At 68.5% G+C, this 17,691-nt stretch carries 13 protein-coding genes and 2 pseudogenes; 5 read left to right on the top strand and 10 right to left on the bottom strand.

The genetic code is table 11. From position 1 onward, the window contains the following. A pseudogene (locus tag AB0H37_RS42965) lies at window positions 1–646 on the bottom strand (hypothetical protein); the annotation flags it as partial. A gap of 331 nt (window positions 647–977) precedes the next feature. Here AB0H37_RS42965 and AB0H37_RS42960 point away from each other — a divergent pair. Beyond that, entirely contained in the window at window positions 978–1,325 is a 348-nt protein-coding gene (locus AB0H37_RS42960) for an STAS domain-containing protein (protein ID WP_360618428.1), read from the top strand. Between the two features lie 97 nt (window positions 1,326–1,422). Here AB0H37_RS42960 and AB0H37_RS42955 read toward each other — a convergent pair whose 3' ends face one another. From AB0H37_RS42955 to AB0H37_RS42920, 8 genes are all read right to left on the bottom strand, one after another. After that, window positions 1,423–2,175, bottom strand: a complete 753-nt coding sequence (locus tag AB0H37_RS42955) for an ABC transporter ATP-binding protein (RefSeq protein ID WP_360618427.1) — start codon at window positions 2,173–2,175, stop codon at window positions 1,423–1,425. Next, the gene (locus AB0H37_RS42950) at window positions 2,126–2,923 is read right to left on the bottom strand and encodes an ABC transporter ATP-binding protein (RefSeq protein WP_360618425.1); all 798 of its coding nucleotides are present in this window, start codon (window positions 2,921–2,923) and stop codon (window positions 2,126–2,128) included. Before AB0H37_RS42950 ends, AB0H37_RS42955 begins: the two co-directional genes overlap by 50 nt. After that, a complete protein-coding gene (locus AB0H37_RS42945; protein WP_360618424.1) occupies window positions 2,923–3,921 on the bottom strand; it encodes a branched-chain amino acid ABC transporter permease in 999 nt (332 codons plus the stop codon). The genes AB0H37_RS42950 and AB0H37_RS42945 overlap by 1 nt, the downstream gene beginning before the upstream one ends. Next, a complete protein-coding gene (locus AB0H37_RS42940; RefSeq protein ID WP_179848046.1) occupies window positions 3,921–4,814 on the bottom strand; it encodes a branched-chain amino acid ABC transporter permease in 894 nt (297 codons plus the stop codon). The genes AB0H37_RS42945 and AB0H37_RS42940 overlap by 1 nt, the downstream gene beginning before the upstream one ends. 6 nt (window positions 4,815–4,820) lie before the next feature. Continuing rightward, the gene (locus AB0H37_RS42935; protein WP_360618423.1) at window positions 4,821–5,972 is read right to left on the bottom strand and encodes a branched-chain amino acid ABC transporter substrate-binding protein; all 1,152 of its coding nucleotides are present in this window, start codon (window positions 5,970–5,972) and stop codon (window positions 4,821–4,823) included. A 1,352-nt stretch (window positions 5,973–7,324) separates the two neighbouring features. After that, the gene (locus tag AB0H37_RS42930) at window positions 7,325–7,879 is read right to left on the bottom strand and encodes a hypothetical protein (protein ID WP_360618421.1); all 555 of its coding nucleotides are present in this window, start codon (window positions 7,877–7,879) and stop codon (window positions 7,325–7,327) included. Window positions 7,880–8,293: 414 nt separating this feature from the next. Continuing rightward, window positions 8,294–8,935 carry a response regulator transcription factor gene (locus tag AB0H37_RS42925; RefSeq protein ID WP_360618420.1) on the bottom strand — a complete coding sequence of 214 codons (642 nt, stop codon included), beginning with the start codon at window positions 8,933–8,935 and terminating at the stop codon, window positions 8,294–8,296. Window positions 8,936–8,943: 8 nt separating this feature from the next. Beyond that, the gene (locus tag AB0H37_RS42920; RefSeq protein WP_360618419.1) at window positions 8,944–9,984 is read right to left on the bottom strand and encodes a histidine kinase; all 1,041 of its coding nucleotides are present in this window, start codon (window positions 9,982–9,984) and stop codon (window positions 8,944–8,946) included. An 88-nt stretch (window positions 9,985–10,072) separates the two neighbouring features. Between AB0H37_RS42920 and AB0H37_RS42915 the strand changes: the two genes are divergently transcribed. Both AB0H37_RS42915 and AB0H37_RS42910 read left to right on the top strand, forming a co-directional pair. Continuing rightward, a complete protein-coding gene (locus tag AB0H37_RS42915; RefSeq protein ID WP_360618418.1) occupies window positions 10,073–10,726 on the top strand; it encodes a DUF2306 domain-containing protein in 654 nt (217 codons plus the stop codon). A 485-nt stretch (window positions 10,727–11,211) separates the two neighbouring features. Beyond that, window positions 11,212–11,445, top strand: coding sequence for a hypothetical protein (locus tag AB0H37_RS42910; protein ID WP_360618417.1), 234 nt, complete (start codon window positions 11,212–11,214; stop codon window positions 11,443–11,445). A 1,062-nt stretch (window positions 11,446–12,507) separates the two neighbouring features. On the opposite strand, the pseudogene AB0H37_RS42905 reads toward AB0H37_RS42910, so the two are convergent. Further along, window positions 12,508–12,823: pseudogene (locus AB0H37_RS42905) on the bottom strand (leucine zipper domain-containing protein); the annotation flags it as partial. 676 nt (window positions 12,824–13,499) lie between these two features. Between AB0H37_RS42905 and AB0H37_RS42900 the strand changes: the two are divergent. Together AB0H37_RS42900 and AB0H37_RS42895 are read left to right on the top strand one after the other, a co-directional pair. After that, window positions 13,500–15,611, top strand: coding sequence for a hypothetical protein (locus AB0H37_RS42900; RefSeq protein WP_360618416.1), 2,112 nt, complete (start codon window positions 13,500–13,502; stop codon window positions 15,609–15,611). After that, window positions 15,608–16,585, top strand: coding sequence for a hypothetical protein (locus AB0H37_RS42895; protein WP_360618414.1), 978 nt, complete (start codon window positions 15,608–15,610; stop codon window positions 16,583–16,585). Before AB0H37_RS42900 ends, AB0H37_RS42895 begins: the two co-directional genes overlap by 4 nt. Window positions 16,586–17,691: the final 1,106 nt, after the last annotated feature.

The following is a 17,691-nucleotide window of genomic DNA, read 5'->3' as shown; positions in this document are numbered from 1 at the left end:
TCGACACCTGGACGGCGCCGCCGAACGTGCGCCGCGCCCAGCCGATGACGTCGCGCTGGGCCGGGGTGAGCGCGGCGCCCTTGAGGCTGCTCAGCTTCACGGTGTTGCCGGAGGTGACGATGCCGGTCTGCAGGCCGGCCTTGGCGCCCTTGTTGGCGGTGGCGACACGCTTGGCCAGGGAGTCCGACACCTGCTGGAGGTGCTGGAAGCTGTACCGGACGGTTGTGGTGGCGGTGTCGTTCATGCCGGAGGCGGTGGCAGTGGTCCGCGCTTTGGCCGCCGCGTGCTTTGTGGTGACGGCGACGGTGAGCCTGCCGCCGTGCGCCTGGTCGATCCAGGCGCCGCCATAGGCTGCGCCGAGCTTCTTGTCGATCTTGGTGGCCAGTTTGAACTGCGCGGGCTGCCGGTCGGCGCGGCGGCCCGCCTCGGCCGCCGATACGCCGTGGTCCTTGGCGATCTGCTTGACGAGGGTGTTCTTGGCCTCCTGCTGGATCTGGGCCTGGGACCGGTGGTTCGGGGTGGGGGCGGGGGGCGCGCCGCGGCCATCGGGGGCGCCGGCGTACGCCGGCGCCGCCATTGAGGCCGTGGTCAGGGCGGCGGCCGCGGCGACGGCCGCGGCGACCCTTCTGCGTTTGGGGCGGACCATAGGGGGTGCCTCCTTCGCGGACGGGGGTGGGCGCGGCATCCGGCCGCGCCGTCCGCTATGCAATGTGAAATTGCACTGTAAAATGTGAGATGACAGTCGCCTAGGGGCAAATGTTGACAACAAGCCTGGGTGCCGAGGTCAGCGGCCTGATCCGGCCGGGAAGTGCGGGCGGCCGCCCCCGCTGCAGCAGGGCGTCAGGTGGCTTGGACCGGGTGAGGACCTGCTCGGCGATCTTCACTGCCGTGTGATCTTGCTCGTGGTGTTCGGGGGGTGCTGCACGGCAGCCGGGGCTTACCGGGCTCGTCGGCACGGTACCGGGAAGGGGAGGAGGGTGATCGTGGTGACTGCTGTGCTGCACGTCGCCGCACAGCGGCATGGATCGTGGTGGGTGCTGGTGGTGTCGGGCGATCTGGACGTGGCCACAGCTCCCCGACTGGTCGACTACTTGGCTGGTGCGTCGTGGGCGGATCCGCCGCCACGGATCGCGCTGGAACTGTCAGGGCTTCGCTTCTGCGGCGCAGCAGGCCTGCGTGCGTTTGTCGACGGCTGGGAACGCGCGGCCTCGCTCGGCGGTGATCTAGTCCTGGTGGCGCCGCCAAGACGGGTCGTGGAGTTTCTGGGAATCTTCAGGGCGGACCACATCACCATTGCTGGCGCGGTCACCGACCTCCCCCAATGACCGGCCGGGCGGGCCGGAGGTTCGACCTCGCCGAGGCCGGTCAAGGATCGCCGCGGGGCCCGCTCGGCTTCGGTGAAAGTCGGTTGGAGCGCTCGTCTCAGCGTGGCCTCATGTCACCCCCGAGGTAGGCTTCGACGACGCGCGGGTCGACGGAGAGTTCAGCTGCTGATCGCTCCAGGGTGCAGCGGCCGTTCTCGATCACGTAGCCGCGCTGGGCGATCTGGAGCGCCGCTCTGGCGTTCTGTTCGACCAGCAGGACGGCCGTCCCGTCCGCGGCGACATCGTGGATGACCTCCATGACCGCCGCGACGACGAGGGGGGCGAGTCCCATCGACGGCTCGTCCAGCATCAGCAGTTCGGGCCCGGCGACCAGGGCGCGGCCGATGGCCAGCATCTGCTGCTCGCCACCGGACAGTGTCCCGCCCTCCTGCCCGCGCCGTTCGGCGAGCAGGGGGAGCAGCCCGTAGACTCGGTCGATGCGTCTGGCCAGCTCGCGGCCGTCCCGCACCAGGTAGCCGCCGAGCAGCAGGTTCTCGTGGACCGTCAGGGTGCTGAAGATCCGCCGCCCCTCGGGGACGTGCACCAGGCCGCGCGCCACGATCTCCGACGGCGGCGCCCCGGCCACCGACCGTCCCTGATATATGATGTCGCCGCCGGATGGACGGACCAGGCCGGAGATGGCCGACAGAGTGGTGGTCTTGCCGGCGCCGTTGTTGCCCAGCAGCGCCACCGTCTCCCCTTTCTGGACGGTGAGTGACAGGCCGTTCAGCGCGGTCACCGCGCCGTACTTCACTGTCAGGTCAGTCAGTTCGAGCACCGCGCACCTCCTCGGTCTCCTCCGGGTCGGCATCGCGCCCGAGATACGCCTCGATTACCGCCGGGTCGGTGCGGACCCGGGCTGGGGTGCCGTCGGCGATCTCCTTGCCGTAGTTGAGCACCACCACGCGGTCGGAGACCTCCATGACCAGGCCCATGTCGTGCTCGATGAGCGCTATCGCGATGCCGAGGTCCCGGATCCGCCGGCTCAGGCCTAGCAGCTCGGCCTTCTCCGCGTGGTTGAGCCCGGCGGCGGGCTCGTCCAGCAGCAGCAGGGCCGGCCGGCGGGCCAGGGCCCGCGCGATCTCGACCCGGCGCTGCTCCCCGTACGGAAGGTGCCGCACCAGGCCCGTCCGGTCACCGCGGAGCCCGACGAAGTCGAGCCACTTGTGCGCCTCGTCGGTGGCCTGCTGCTCGCTGCGCCGGTAGCGGGGGGTGTGCAGCAGCACGTCGAACGTCCGCTGCCGCAGCCACAGGTGGGTCCCGGCTCGCACGTTGTCCAGCACCGACAGGTCGCCGAAGACGCGGAGGTTCTGGAAGGTGCGCGACAGGCCGCGGGCGGCGATCGCGGACGGGCGCCGCCCTGTGATGTCGGCGCCGTCCAGGGCGATCCGGCCACCGGTCGGCTTGTAGAAGCCGGTGACGCAGTTGAAGGCGGAGGTCTTGCCCGCCCCGTTCGGGCCGATGATCGAAACGATCTCGCCCTCGTCCACGCAAAAGGTGAGCCCGTCGACCGCCCAGACGCCCCCGAAGGCCAGCTGTAGATCCTGCACGTCGAGCATCAGGCTCCTTCCGACCGGGCCGCCATGCGGTCGGTCTCGCGTGACCGGTGCGGCCAGAGGCCCTGCGGACGGCTGATCATCATCGCGATCAGCAGGACTCCGAACACGAAGAACCGGTAGTCGGCCAGCCCGCGAAGCATCTCGGGCAGCAGGCTGATCACGACCGCGCCGAGGACGACGCCGGGCGTGGAGCCCATGCCGCCGAGCACGACCGCCATCAGCACCAGGGCCGACTGCAGGAAAGTGAAACTGGCCGGAGAGACCGCCGACAGCTGCGCAGCGAACAGCACGCCCGCGAGCCCGCCCCAGACCGCCCCGGCGATGTAGGCCGCCAGCTTGACCCGGTAGGTGTGGACGCCCATGGCCTCGGCGGCGTCCTCGTCCTCCCGGACGAACCGCCACGCGCGTCCGAGCCGGGACCGTCCCAGCCGGGCGGCGAGCAGCACCGCTACCGCGGCGATGAGCAGCGCTGCGTAGTAGAACACCACCGGATCGGAGACATGATCACCGAACAGGCCGGGGATCCCGTAGATGCCCGAGGGCCCGCCGGTGACCTCCAGGTTGTTGGCGGTGATCCGGACGATCTCTCCGAAGCCGAGCGTCACGATCGCGAGATAGTCGCTGCGCAGCCGGAGCGTGGGGCCTCCGATGACGATGCCGGCGATCACGGTGGCGACGATGACGAAGGGGACGGTCGCCACCAGAGGCCAGTTCAGCCGGGTGGCCAGCAGGCCGCTGGTGTAGGCGCCGACCGCGAAGAACGCGGCGAACCCGAGGTCGAGCAGACCGCAGTAGCCGACCACGATGTTCAGCCCGACCGTGAGCATCACGAAGATCACTGCGCTCGTCATGATGTTCATCGCATACGGTGTCGCGATCGCGAACGGGGCGGCCAGTCCCACGGCGAGGCCGGCCCAGCCGAGGTGGCGGCTCTCCAGCAGACGCGAGACGCCGCTCGCCGCGCGGCGTTTCGCAGCGCGGTCCGGAAGCGCCGCCATCAGACGCGCTCCGTGACGCGCTCGCCGAGCAGCCCGGTAGGCCGCACGGTGAGGAAGAGGATGAGGAAGCCGAACGCGAACACGTCCCGCCACTGACCGCCCACCCAGTGGGTGCCGAAGGATTCGAGCATTCCCAGCACGATTGCCCCCAGCATCGTGCCGGGAACGTTCCCGATCCCGCCGATGACGGCGGCGGTGAACGCCTTGAGGCCGATGATGAACCCCATCAGAAAGTCGATCTTTCCGTAGTAGCCGCCGGCCATCACGCCCGCGGCCCCGGCCATCGCCGAGCCGATGAAGAAGGTGCGGGCGATGACGGCGTCCACGTTGATGCCCATGAGCAGGCACGCCTTCGGGTCGAGTGCGATGGCCCGCATCGCCCGGCCCTGCCGGGTCCGCCCGATGAGCATGGTGAGCCCCGCCATCAGTACCACCGAGACGGCCATCAGCAGGAGTTGCTGCACCGTCACGCGTGCACCCAGGACGGTGAAGGACGCCCCGTCCAACCGCACCGGGTAGACCCGCGGGTTCGGACCGGCCGCGATCCGGGTGCCGTACTCCAGCGCGAACGACGCGCCGACCGCGGTGATCAGCAGCGACAGCCGGGGCATGCCTCGCAGCGGGCGGTAGGCCACCCGCTCGACCGCCAGCCCGGCGATCCCCGTGGTGACCATGGTGAGGACCAGCACGACGAGCAGTGCGACCAGCGAGGAGGAGTGCACCAGGCCGCCCATCGCGCCGAGCATCGCGAACCCGGTGAAGGCTCCGAGCATGTACAGGTCGCCGTGGGCGAAATTGAGCAGCTTGATGATCCCGTAGACCATGCTGTAGCCGAGGGCGACCAGCGCGTAGAACGAGCCGACGAACAACCCGTTCCAGATCAACTGTGCCATGGACGCCTACTTCAGGTCGTCGCGCAGCGTGAAGGCGCCGCCCTTGACAACGAGGATCACGAAGCCGCCGTTGCCGAGCGTGTGCTGCGGGGTGAACTTCAGCGGCCCCGTGAAGATCGGGAAGCCGTTGACGGCCTCCAGTTGCTTCGCGATCTTGTCGCCGTCGGTGCCGCCGGCCTTGGCGATGCCCTCGGCCGCCACCCGCACGGCGTCGTAGGACTGGGTGGAGTACGGGCCCGGATCGCTGCCGAACTTCTGCTTGTAGGAGCTGATCCAGCCGCCTGCACCCTCGATCGTGTCCGGGGTCTGGGTCATGGTGGCGAAGACGCCGTCCGCCGCCTTCCCTCCCGCGATCTTGATGAGCTTGGCGTCCACCGAGCCGTCTCCCACCATGAAACCGCCGGTGTAGCCGGCCTGCCGGAACTGCCGCAGCAGGAGGCCGCCCTCCTGGTAGTAGCCGGTCCAGTAGATGAAGTCCGGGTGGGTCTTCAGGACGTTGGCGATGTTGGCGGAGTAGTCGCTCTCCCCGGGGTTGACGGCGTCCAGGGTCGCCTTGTCGGGCCCGCCGGGCCTGTCGAGCGCCGCTGCCGTCCGCAGCGCGATGTCCTTGGAGTAGGAGGTGTTGTCGTGCAGGACCGCGACCTTCTTCGGCCCGCTCTTGGTCATCCAGTTCATCGCCGCGACGGCCTGCTGGTCGCCCGTCCCGTTGATGAGGAAGACGTGCTTGAGGCGCTGCGCGACCAGTTCGGTGGAGTTCGCCGCCGGAATGATCATCGGGATCCGGGCGCGGTCGAACACCGGCAGGGTCGGCAGCGTCGCCCCCGAGCAGTAACCGCCCACCGAGACGGCGATCTTCGCTGCGACCAGCTTGCTGGCCGCCGCCACCGCGGTCTTGGGGTCGCAGGCGTCGTCCTCGACCCGGAGCCGCAGCTTGCGTTTGCCGACGCCGCCCCGGGCGTTGATCTCGTCGACGGCCATCTGGGCGCCGTTCTTCATGTAAGGCCCGATGTCGGCGCTGGACCCCGACAGCGGGATCGCCATGCCGATCGTGATCGGGCCCGAGTCCTCGGCGTCGTCCGAGCCGAGCAGCCCCTGACCGCAGGCGGACACCGCCAGGGACGCCACTGCGAGCACGACGCCCATTGTGAACTTCTTCATCGGTCTTCCTTCTTGAGGCGGCTGATCAAAGTGTTCTCGGCCAGGGCCGTTCGCGGGGGCGCCGATGGTCGGCGCGGGTCCCCTGACCGCTTAATTGATGGAATGAGATACTCGTCCGAGACCGGAGGCCTTGGACCTCCCGGTGTCAGCTGACAGGCCGAGAGTGTTCGAGTCCGGCTCCTGTGGGGCTCTCGAGCGGGAACCGGGCGTCCGACGCTCTTCCCCTGTGGGCCACCCCGTCCGTGACGGCCCGTACCGCCTCCTGTTGTCCGGAACCCACCGCACGTTGAAGAAGGGCACGGCATCCGAATCGCCTCACGGCGTCCATGGAGAGCTTGATTGCCAACATGAACTCGGATCTCGAGTCGCAGCGGATGCCTGGCGATTGCAGCGACCTTGGTACACCAACCGTGTCCGTTAGCTCTCGTCGCCAGGAACGGCGCGGTCGAGCGCCCCTAGCCCTCGCGGGAGCGATCTACCTGCCCCGCGATGACTTCCTGACGCCGGTTCAGGCGAACCCGACGGGGTCATCGTCGCCGATCAGCAGGTGAAGAACGGCCCTATGCCAGCGGCCCCGTCCGCAGCGACTCCGGGGATCACCCGATCGCCATCGAGCAAGTCGAGGGTCGCCACGACCACTGGCGACCGTCACTCGACCGCCAGGCTGTGGTCTTCGCCCGGCGGTCCGCTGGGGCGGGCATCGGCGCATCCCACGTCGAGTAACGAGCGGAAAGCGTTCGGCGCGCCGACGCTGATCGGCTCTGAAGCCCGCGCGCAGCGACAGCGCGCTGGCGATGATGACGCCGTGCCTTGGCTTCAATGCGACCTCCTCGGTGTGCCATGTAACATTGCACACTCGGGCGATGGCTCGTCAAGAGGTCTGAGCCATCTGACGAACCCTTACAGCAGGTCACGCAGGGGTGGGACAGTGCGAGGCTCGGCGCGCTGCGAGCCCGGCTGCGGCGGAACGTCGAAGGCGGCCCTCCGGCGGCAGCGAAATCCTTCGCAGTCCCGGACGACCTGAACGCCGCCCTCGCCTTGAGGCCGGGGACCAGCCGACGCCGAGTCGGGCAGTGTCGAAAAGGCCCAGATCAGCTCGCCGCGCGGATCGATGAGGAACTGCACGTTGACCCCGTGGCGTCGATGATTTCCGAGTTGAAAAGCCGCTTATTATCGCCGGACAGGCGGTCGGTGGCGAGCGTTCATGATGACGCCGGACTTGCGCTGCACAGCCGCCGGCCACTGACATTAACTCGACGCGACGGCTGACGAGATTTCGTCTCTCAACAACGGGGCAGACAAGGTAAGTACAGACCTTAGTGCGTGTTTGAGAAGGGTCTCATTATAGGTATTCAAGGGCGTGGGGCTTGGTGGACGGCGGGCTGTTCACCGCGGGCCAAGCGGCGGGTCATGAGGCCGATGGCGGCCCAGCGGATCATAGCTTCGCTGGTTCGGCGGGCTGTCGTTCGTAGTCGCGGGCTAGGCACCGGCGCTGGCGCCGCGGTGCGCGCCGTGCAGGGTGTCGTCGTAGACCGCCGGCGCCGGTGCGGTGGCCGAGCAGTGCCCGGGGAAGCGGTGATCCTCTCCCACCCCATTCCCGCCTCATACACCATCCACCACAGGCTGGTGTCATCACCCGATAATCCCGAGCCGGTCGGAATGAGCATCAGGGACGACATCCACGGCGAGGTTAGCCAGACGCCGTAATCATCGGCCACCGGATTGATCCAGGTGTTCTGCGCCAGCACCGCCACGGCGATGATCTCCTTGAGCGGGCTGGTGAGGAACTCCCCGACGACCTCGGCGATCTTCTCCTCGGTGCTCCAGCAGCCCATCGACGGCCGGGTTGAGCTTGATGTGAAAGCCCCACCGCTCGGCTTGGCCGAGATATCGATGCCCTTGCCCACGTGCGCGGTGAAGCGGCGCCGGTACCGATGCGGTTTTCGATCAGGCAGCCCATTGCTGCCTCCCCCTTCCGGGCGGGAACCTCTGGACGCGGGAGCCGAAGCACACCGCGCCTGCTGGATGGACGCCGCCCCAAACGGCGCTTCACACGCCCACTTTGCAAAGCCACCCCCAGCACAGCACGAGCACCCCAAGAAAGGCACTACCTGTTGATAGTTATCTGGCCCGTCTATCGCCAAGACCCCCGCCGCGCCCGGACCGAAACCCGTTCTGCCGGACCTTCTTGCGGCAGTCCCGTTCGCGCAGCGAACGGGACTGATCTGCCGTCGGCTAGTGAGCACTCTGCGGGACCTGGGACGAACGTCATCGAGCTACCAGGAGTTCGCCGGGCAGCCGCGGCTTCCGATGCCGCGGGCTTAGTGATCTGTCGGGGTGGTGGTGAAGCCGGTTCGGTAGGCCCAGATGACGGCTTGGGTGCGGTCGCGGACTTGGAGTTTGGCCAGGATGTTTTTGACGTGTGTTTTAACGGTTTCCCGGGAGAGGTGCATGGTGGCGGCGATTTCGGAGTTGGACAGTCCGGCGGCGAGGGCGGTGAGGACGGCGGCCTCGCGGTCGGTGAGGGGGGTGGGGGGGTGGGTTTCGCGGGGACGGGCGGCGAGGGAGGCTAGGAGGCGGCGGGTGACGGGCGGGGCGAGCAGGGCGTGGCCGGCGGCGACGGTCTTGATACCGTTGATGATCTCTTCGGGGGTGGCGCGTTTGAGGAGGAAGCCGTCGGTACCTGCGGCGATGGCCTCATCGACGACGTCGGCCAGATCGAAGGTGGTGAGGACGAGGACCCTCGGGCGGGGTAGTGGCCAGGAGGTGATCTCGCGAGTGGCGTGCACGCCGTCATGGCCGGGCATCCGGACGTCCATCAAGATGACGTCGGGACGGAGCGCCCGGGCGCTCCGTACGGTCTGGTAGCCGTTGGCGGCCTCACCGACGACGAGCAAACCTGGTTCGGTCGTGAGCAGCGCGCGCAGGGTGGACCGAATGAGTGGGTCGTCGTCGGCGAGCATGATCCGAATCATGCCGGGACCGGGAGGATCGCGCGGACCAGGAATCCCTCAGGGGCAGGCCCGGCCTGGAGGTCGCCGCCCACCTGGTGGGCGCGTTCGCGCATGTTGGCCAGACCGTGTCCGGGAACGAGGTCGGGGAATCCGGTGCCGTGGTTGCGGATCTCCAGGCGGATTTGGCCGCCGGACTGTTCGAGGTCGATCTGGATGCGGCCGGTGTCGGTGTGCCGCAGGGCGTTGGTGACGGCTTCCTGGACGATGCGGTACACGGCCTGGGATGTTCCTGCCGGGACGTTGATGTCGGTGGTGGTGAATTCCAGTTCGCGTCCGGCGGCGCGGACCCGTCCGGCGAGGTCGGCAAGGCCGGTGGCGAGGGGGGTGTTTTCAGGGTGCAGGACCCGCAGGAGCTGGTCCAGTTCGTGGAGTGAGGCGCGTCCGAGGGTCTCGATCTGGCGGAGCGTTTCGCGGGCGAAGTCGGGGTTGTCGGTGAAGACCCGCTGGCCAACGGCGGCCTGCAGGACCATCACGTTGACGGAGTGGCCCAGGGCGTCGTGCAGGTCGCGGGCCAGGCGTGTTCGTTCCTCCAGCAGGACGCGTGCTTTGGTCGCGGCGGTGACGGCCCGGCGGCTGTGGGCGGCGTCCCCGCCGACGACCGCGACCAGGAAGCACATCCCGATGCCCCACAACTCGAACGCATCCACGGGCGCAGGGTCCAGGACGAGAAATCCGACCACGGTCAGCGCTGTCACGAGCGCGGAGACGGTCCTGAGCCGCCGGTCGCCGTATCGGGCGAAGCACACGAACACTGCGAGCCAGGGAGGCCACTGGACGAAGACCACCGGATAGCCGACCGCATCGTTGATCATCAGGATTGCGCAGACGCCACTGAGCACGGTCAGCGGAGCCGTCCGTACCCAGAGCAGACACAGCGCCGATGCCAGTGAGAACGCGATACCGAGGGCGTCGAGATCACGGTAGGGCGGGGCCGCCGGGGCCAGCAGGCTCACCACGACCATGCCTGCGACGAGCCCGCCGGGCAACCACAAACGCATGGCCCCATCCTGCCTCACGTGGGGCAACAGCCATATCCCTCAGATGAGTGAGGCGGTGCCTGCGGCCTGGTGCCTACCTTCGGGGGCCATGACGACGACTGAGGTAAGTGCCGTGCGCCGGTGGTGGGGATTCGCGCTGCCGGCGGTGGCGATCGCGGTGCTCGCGCCGCTACCGTACGCGAGGGGCTCGCTGACCAGCCTCGCCGCCGACAACGATCTGGCCGCCAATTACGCTGACCGCGCCACCTGGGTACAGGCGGCGTTCTATCTGCATATTACGTGCGGGGGGGCGGCGTTGCTGCTGTCGCCCATGCAGTTCGCGGCCAGGTTGCGACAACGAGCGCCCCTGCTGCACCGAACTTGCGGACGGATCATCTTCGCCGCGATCATGCTGGGCAGCGTCGCGGGCCTGGTCCTCGCACCTTTCAACCTGGCGGGTCCGATCGGAGCGGCCGGGTTCGGGAGTCTCGCCATCTTGTGGGGCGGCTCCGCCGTCGGAGCCATCCGTGCCGCGCGCCGCCGGGACTTCGCAGCCCATCGACGTTGGGCGATCAGGGTCTTCGCCCTCACCTACGCCGCAGTGATGCTCCGGGTCTGGCTGATCATCCTGATCTCCCTTCAGATCGGAGTCGCCGCGGACACCGCCTTCACCCGCGCCTACCACGTGGTGCCGTTCCTGTGCTGGGTACCAAACCTGCTGATCGCCGAACGCATCAACCGTAACGAGGCATCAACAACCTGAATGGCTCGGACACTACCTTGTCTTCCCCGGGGCGGCGTGGTCAGCGCAGTCGTGCGGGCGGACAAGACTGCGAGGGAACCTGCTGTCACCGGGCTCCTGACGTGTTGATCGAGCCCGGGCGCGCGTTTTTCAGCCGTAGCGTCCAGACTGCCGGTCGGCACGGGCCTGCAGTACTCCATGCCCCGACCGTTTCGCCGTGCCGCGGCCGCGGGGCCTGCGCTCGGTGGCGGGCGGTGCAGCAGGCGGCGCAGGTCCCGCCAGCGCGTCCGGCGGGTGTGCGTGCCGGGGCCCAGTGGGCGCTCCCTTTATCGGCGGCGGCCGGCGCCCTTATGGGGTTGGTGTTTGGCATGCGCTGTGGGTATGGCCGAAGCAGAAGCGCTCATCGATCCGTCCATGCGGGATGGGGATCTCCGTGGGAGCTGCGGCGTGAGCTCAACCGCCTGGTCGCACGGATCGTTCAAGCCGACGACCTCACCTATCCCGCTGTGCAGAACCAGATGAACCAGGTCATGGGAGTCCGACAGCGCGACCAGGCCGACAGGCAGCTATACAACGGCATTAAACACGCCGAGCGATGGCTGCACCGGCTCGGCGAAGCCCGTGATCATCATGGGTCACAACGGGACAAGTGGCGTCGGGAACTCCAGCAGTGGGCCGCCTCCCGGGGGCTGAGTCTGGCCCAGGTCGTCGACCTGATCGGAGAGGCAACATCGCCCTGACAGCATGTCCCGTCACGAACGGTCGCCGTCGTCCTAGTCGGGGTCGTAGAAGGGGCGCAGGCCGGCGGCGACTTCGGGATGAACAGCGAGTGCCGCACGTGCACCGAGCGCCACTATGCGGCGTCGGTTGGCTCCCTGCCGCGTCATGCTTAGGCAGAACCGAGGTGAGTGACGTGGCGGTCGCACGGATTGTGGCTGACCGGGCTGCGATGTGGGGAGCTGTCGAGTCTCCTGACGCTGGAGCTTCCCGAAGCCGACGGTCGCGACCTGTACCGATGCGATCTCGCTGCCCAGTGCACCAAGTCCAAGGTGGCGAGGCCCTACTAGCTGCCCGTGCGCGGCTTGCAGGGCCTGCGGTTCTACCTAGAGGAGGGCAGCCGGGCGGATTCGGTCGCCCACGCCCGGCGACCGGGCCGACCTGCGAAACACGCTGGTGGTTTGCCAGTGGCCTGACACGATGGGGATATGAGGTCGAGGCAGAACTGCCAGCAGCCAGGCCGTCCGAGCGAGCAGGACAGCTACCCCTCGGTGCTGCAGGCGCGGCGCGATCTGCTGGCTAGCCGTAGCCTGTCGCAGCGTGCGGTGGTGCGCCAGGACGAGAGCCGGCGTCTGAAGCCGTCCACTGTCAGCATGGGGGGAGCGGACAGCGCGCCGGGATGTCGTGCTGGCGCTCGTGCGCGCCTGCGGTGTCAATGACCAGGAGTTGGATGCCTGGGGGCCGAGTGGTGGCGGTTCGGATATCCCTATCAGGTCGCGCAGCGGCAGAACCGGCTGGATGGGCTGAGGCGCGGGACCTTCCGACGGGCGATGCAGGAATTGGCTCGGTCACGCGGTAAGGGACGGCGACAGGCGGGAGCGGTTCAGGGGCGGAGCCGTGGATGACCCCGGGGACGGCTGTACTGCCTGGGCCAGCAGGGCTGCAGACCCGGCAAGGCCCGCAAGATTCGAGTCAGCCCGCGTGTGCCTCTCACCAGAACCGAGAGAGGTGAAAGATGATCTTACCAAGCATGGAATCCGGCGGAGCGGGACCTCACCTTGCCGCTGGTCAGAGAGTTTCGTCGGTAGCGTGCGGGCCAGCACTCCGGTGGCCGCGGCGATGCGGTTGGGTCCGGCGCGCATCTCGCGGCGGGCAGCCAGCACCTTCTCCTCGGTCCCGGCCGAGGTGCGTGAGGGGATTAGTGGGGGCCGCTGCGCCGTTCGGCCAGTCCGTCCCGGCCCTGGCGCCGGTATCAGCCCACCCACCGGTGCGCGCACTGCCGCGAGACACCCAGCTCGGCCGCGACGTGCGCGACCGGGCGGCCGGGCGGCCGTCCTGCACGACACGGCGAACCAGCAGATATGTGCCATGGAACGTCAGACGAGCGTTAGCGTGACTCACACAGACCTCCGGGTGTGGGTGAAGCGTGCAAACTCCACTACGCCCGGAGGTCTTCTTGCTGAAAGAACACCTGCCGGTCAAGTATCACCAAGGTCATGGCCAAGTACAGCTAGTAGATGGCCGGCACCGCAGGGCAATCGTGAAGACGGTATTCGTCCTGCGCAGTCTCGGACGCCCGGCCGCGTCGCGCTCGTCCGCGGGCTATCCGACCGGATCGGACCTCACCTCTGCTCCTCGGCCGGCACCACAGCGGCGGTCCCGCGCCCGCTCTGGTCAGAGTGCCAGGTCTTCCCGTGCTTCACGGCCTTCGAAATGAGTCCTCGTCAGGCACCGACGCTCCTTTTGGAGGCCGGTCCTCACAGGAGGCCGGTCAGTGCTGAGACGAGCGCGACGGTGAGGCCGCCGATGATGCCTTGAATGGCGGCACCCGCCAGGAGCAACCACTCGCTTCTGGTCAGGTGTCTGGACTGCCGCATTGTCGTTCCTCCTGGGATGGTCGCCAATGGCAGGAGGAGACCTCAGGGGGTGGGTGTCCAGGAACCTGGTTGGACGAAGCCGGACGATCAGGCTGCCCACCGTGCGAGTAAGGGGCATGCTTGAGGGCAGTGGACGGCGGGGTGGACACACGGCGGGTTCGGCGGAGGACGGCGTGGCTTGGTCGCGGAGCCTAAACGAGGTGGAGACACCTGCCGGACTGGCCGATGCGCTGAACTCTCTGCGCGAACGGGCCGGACTCAGCCATCGGGACGTCCAGCAGCGTGCCACAAACCGTGCCCAGTCCCTTTCGAAGGCGAAGTCATCGGATCTGTGCACTCGGGGCACGTGCAGCCTGGCGACACTCAAGACGTTCCTGGTCGTGTGCGGGGTGCCCGATGGGCAGGTCGCTACATGGGTCAGGGCTTGGGAACGCTCTCGCGGACTGGCCAGGCCCCGGCCGCCAGGGGCGCAGCGGGTCGCGGAGGCCAACGCGCGCCGGCTCGGCGTGCACCGTGCCATCCAGGTGGCAGGGGCGGCCGGTGAGGTCCCTGCATACGTGCCGCGCGACCTCGACGAGGCACCGGGCGGTCTACGCGCCCGCCTGGCCATCGAGGCGGAGACGTCTGGCTTCGTCGTCGCGGTCGGCGGGTCGTCGGCGGGCAAGACCTACACCATGTACCAGGCGATGCTCTCGGTGATGCCCGACTGGTGGCTGCTGCATCCGGACCGGGCCGAGCAGATCGACCTGTTCGCCGAGATGAGTCTGCGGCGTGTCGTCGTGTGGCTGGACGATCTCCAGCACTTCCTCGGCGGTGCGACGGGCCTCACCGGCGGCTCGGTCCGGCGGCTCCTGGACAACCAGCACGTGGTCCTGCTTGGCACGCTGTGGCCCCGGCACTACTCGCGCTACACCGACCCGGCGAGCGCACACTACGTCGAGCGCGACCTGCTCGGCCTGGCGTACGTGGTGCGCGTGCCGGACCGGCTCTCGCATCACGAGCTGGCCCGGGCGCGCGAGGCGGCCGGCACCGATCCCCGGATCGAGGCCGCGTTGACGATCCGCGACTTCGGCTTCACCCAAGTGATGGCCGGAGCGCCGCACCTGATCGAGCGTTGGCGTGACGCCGAGGGCCACTGCCGGGCGGTCCTGGAGGCAGCGATCGACGCGGCCCGGCTGGGTGTGCAGTCACCGTTGCCGGAGACGCTATTGCGCGCCGCGGCACCGGCGTACTGCAGCGGACGCGAACGCGCCGAAGCCGGACCCGGCTGGTTCGAGGAGGCGCTGACCTACGGCACGGCCGCGCTGCATGGCGTGGTGTCCGCGCTGATGCCGGTTCCAAAGGCCGACGGCGGCATGGGCGCAGCAGCGGGGTACCGGGTGGCCGACTACCTCCTCCAACAGGCTGCCACCGAACGTGCCGAGGAGCGCATACCCGACGAGCTGTGGGAGGCGTGCCTGGCCCACATCACCGATCCGGGCGATTACATCCGTCTGGCCTCCAGCGCCGAGGCACGACAGTTGCATCACCATGCCAGCCAGTTCTACAAGCGCGCGGCCCGGCACCGGCCGGACGCAGCCTGCCGACTGGCGCGAGTGCTGGTCGACGAGGGGCGGCGCGAGGAGGCGATCGACGTGCTGGGGCCGTGGTCGGACGCCGACGACGCCGAGGCGGCGGCGCTTCTGACCGCCCTGCTGACCGACCCCGGGGCGGGCGATGCGGACTCCGCCTATCGGACCGCTGAGGAGTACGCGCTGAGCGGGCACGTGGAAAAGGCCATCGCAGTTCTACGGCCCTACGCCGACGATGGGGACTGGCCTGCGGCCAGCCAACTGGTCGAGATCCTCCTGGCCGCCGGGCGTGGCGAGGAGGCAGTGCCCATACTGAGGCGCTACGCCGATTTCGGGCACCGGTTGGCGGCCTCCCAGCTGGCACAGTATCTGGCCGACCACGGCGACGAGGCGGCACTTCGTGCGCTGGCCGACAACGGGGACTGGGCGTCAGCGGTGCGGTTGGCCCGTCTGCTCGCCGAGACCGGGCGCTTCACCGAACTACACGAGCGTGCCGACGCGGGCGACCGTGCGGCCGCGTACCGGCTGGCGGATCTGCTGCTGGCGAACGGAGCGGAGGCCGAGTTGCTCGACCGGGCCGAGCGTGGCGACAGGCCCGCGTGCTACCGGCTGGCCGACCATTTCTTCGAGAACGGACGACGAGCGGAGGCGGTCGCTCTACTGCAGCCACCCGCGATTGCAGGGGATCCGCACGCCGTGTCACGGCTGGCCCGCTGGGCCGAAGGAGGGCCAACACAGTGACCACGCCGCAGCGATGGAAGCCCTCGGGCCGGTGCACGGTCGTGACCGTCGACATTGCCGGATTCGGAGACCGACGCAGCGACTTCGACCGTCGGCATGTCCGTAACACGCTGTACGAATCGTTGATCGATGCGTTCCATGCCTCCAACATCCCGTTCGGGGAGACCTACTTCGAAGACCGCGGCGACGGGCTGCTGGTCATCATCCCGCCCCGCTTCCTAGTCGAACCGATGCTGGAGTCACTGCCATCCCGTATGGAAGCGATCTTGCGGCTCCACAACCGGACGGCTTCAGCTGAGGCGCAACTCAAGGTGCGCATGGCGATCCACGTCGGAGAGATCCACCATGACGACCTCGGCCTTGTCGGCACCAGCCTCACCCACGCCTTCCGCCTACTCGACGCCCCCCAGTTCAAACGAGCACTTGCCACCTCGGACAACGTGCTGGCGCTGATCGTTTCGGAACGCGTGTACACCGACATCGTGAGCAAGGGGCTGGGCGCGCTGGATCCTGCGGATTTCAGCACGATCGACGTACGCGTCAAGGAGACCGACACCGAGGCGTGGGTCTACCTGCCATTGCTCCGCGGACGGCCTCGGGAAGCAGCGGCAGGCGGTGCCGAAAAAAGCTCGGGCAGGTATCAAGACCTGCCCGCCGAGCAGGAAGACCAAGCCGCACTCTTCCAGCTGTTCAGGCTCGTGGACGACCTGCTGGACATACCGCTACTACGCACGGCGGCCGGGCGCCAGCAAGTGGTCGGTGCGTTGCCGCAGAACATCGCAAAAGTCATCCCACGCTCACCTGAGCCCAGGGCGGACTTGTTCGCCATCATGCAGACCTGCCTGGACTACCCGGGCGGATTACAGCAATTCCTGACGGCCGTCCGAGGGTTCGTCGGACAGTCGGTGACGATGCGTCGACTCGAGCAGGGCATAGCCTCCCTCCTCATCCCAACGGAGCAGCCAGGGAACTAAAACCGCTGCGTGCAGCGGCGAAGCCCGCGACCTTTGCCGGGCGCTGGGCGGGACGGGCTGTAGCGTCTCGCCAGGGCCGTCCGCCTCTAGCACGAGACCGAGCTGGTGGCTGTCGTCCTCCTCGACAAACCTCATCCATGAGCCGATCATGGTGGACACCTTGCCGAGGTGGTCTCGGCACCACGCGCCCACGGCGGCCCGGACGCCCGCTTCGCTCGCGGCCTGGAAGACCATGACGGGTTGGATGCCCAGCTCGATGTCCACCCCGCCGGCGGGGCCCGCGACGGTACCGGCGAGCCGGTGCAGCTCCGCCACCAGGTGGTCGGGCAGGAGCAGGGCGGGGCCGTCGTCAGGATCGTCATCGAAGGCCTCAAGGCGAAGGCGCGGCATACGGCAACTGTGAAAGCCCCGGCTCGCGCCCTTGCCCAGAGGGTTGTGTGCGAGTTCGGGGGACGTGTCTGCGCGGGTGCGGCGGCGGGAGCGTGGCGTCGGCGTCGGTGATGACGGCTGTAGGTGACGTGACCGGTGTCGGTGCGTCCGACGGGGCGCACCGACACCGGTCACGGGGGTGCTTACAGGTGGTGGAGCGGAGGGTGAGCAGCCAGCCGGTGGTGCCGGCGGTGGCACGGCTGATGACGGCGCCGGGCACCACCTCGCGGGCGAGCCGCGTGAGGGTGGTGCGGTAGTGCTGGAGGCGGTTGCGCATCTGGTGCTCCCGGTGCGGGGGAGCGGGTGGCCGGCCGGGCCCGCGATCGAATGTGATGGTTCGAGGTTGCCGGTGGCGGCCGGATCCGGCCGGAACCTCGGAGCGACCCGGAGGAACACCACACGGGGCTCGGACAAAGGGGGCAGGCTGGACCGAGGATCTGCCGTACCGGGCCAGGGGTCCGGCGGACTCCGGAAAGGTGTCCCGGAGGCGTGGTCCAGGAGGAGGCGGGGTGTCGGGCGCGAGCGGCGATGGCGCGGCGTTCGCGGACCCGGCGCGGGTGCAGACCGCGGCGGAGCTGGCGGCGGCGTTGAACGTACTGCGTGGTGGTCGCACCTACGCCGAGTTGGACAAGGCGGCCCGGGCACTACCAGGCGTGGGCGGCGGTATGGCCAGGTTG

The sequence above is a fragment of the Actinomadura sp. NPDC023710 genome, from assembly GCF_040639875.1.
Lineage (GTDB): Bacteria > Actinomycetota > Actinomycetes > Streptosporangiales > Streptosporangiaceae > Spirillospora > Spirillospora citrea.
This window is presented reverse-complemented; position numbering and strand designations above follow the sequence as displayed.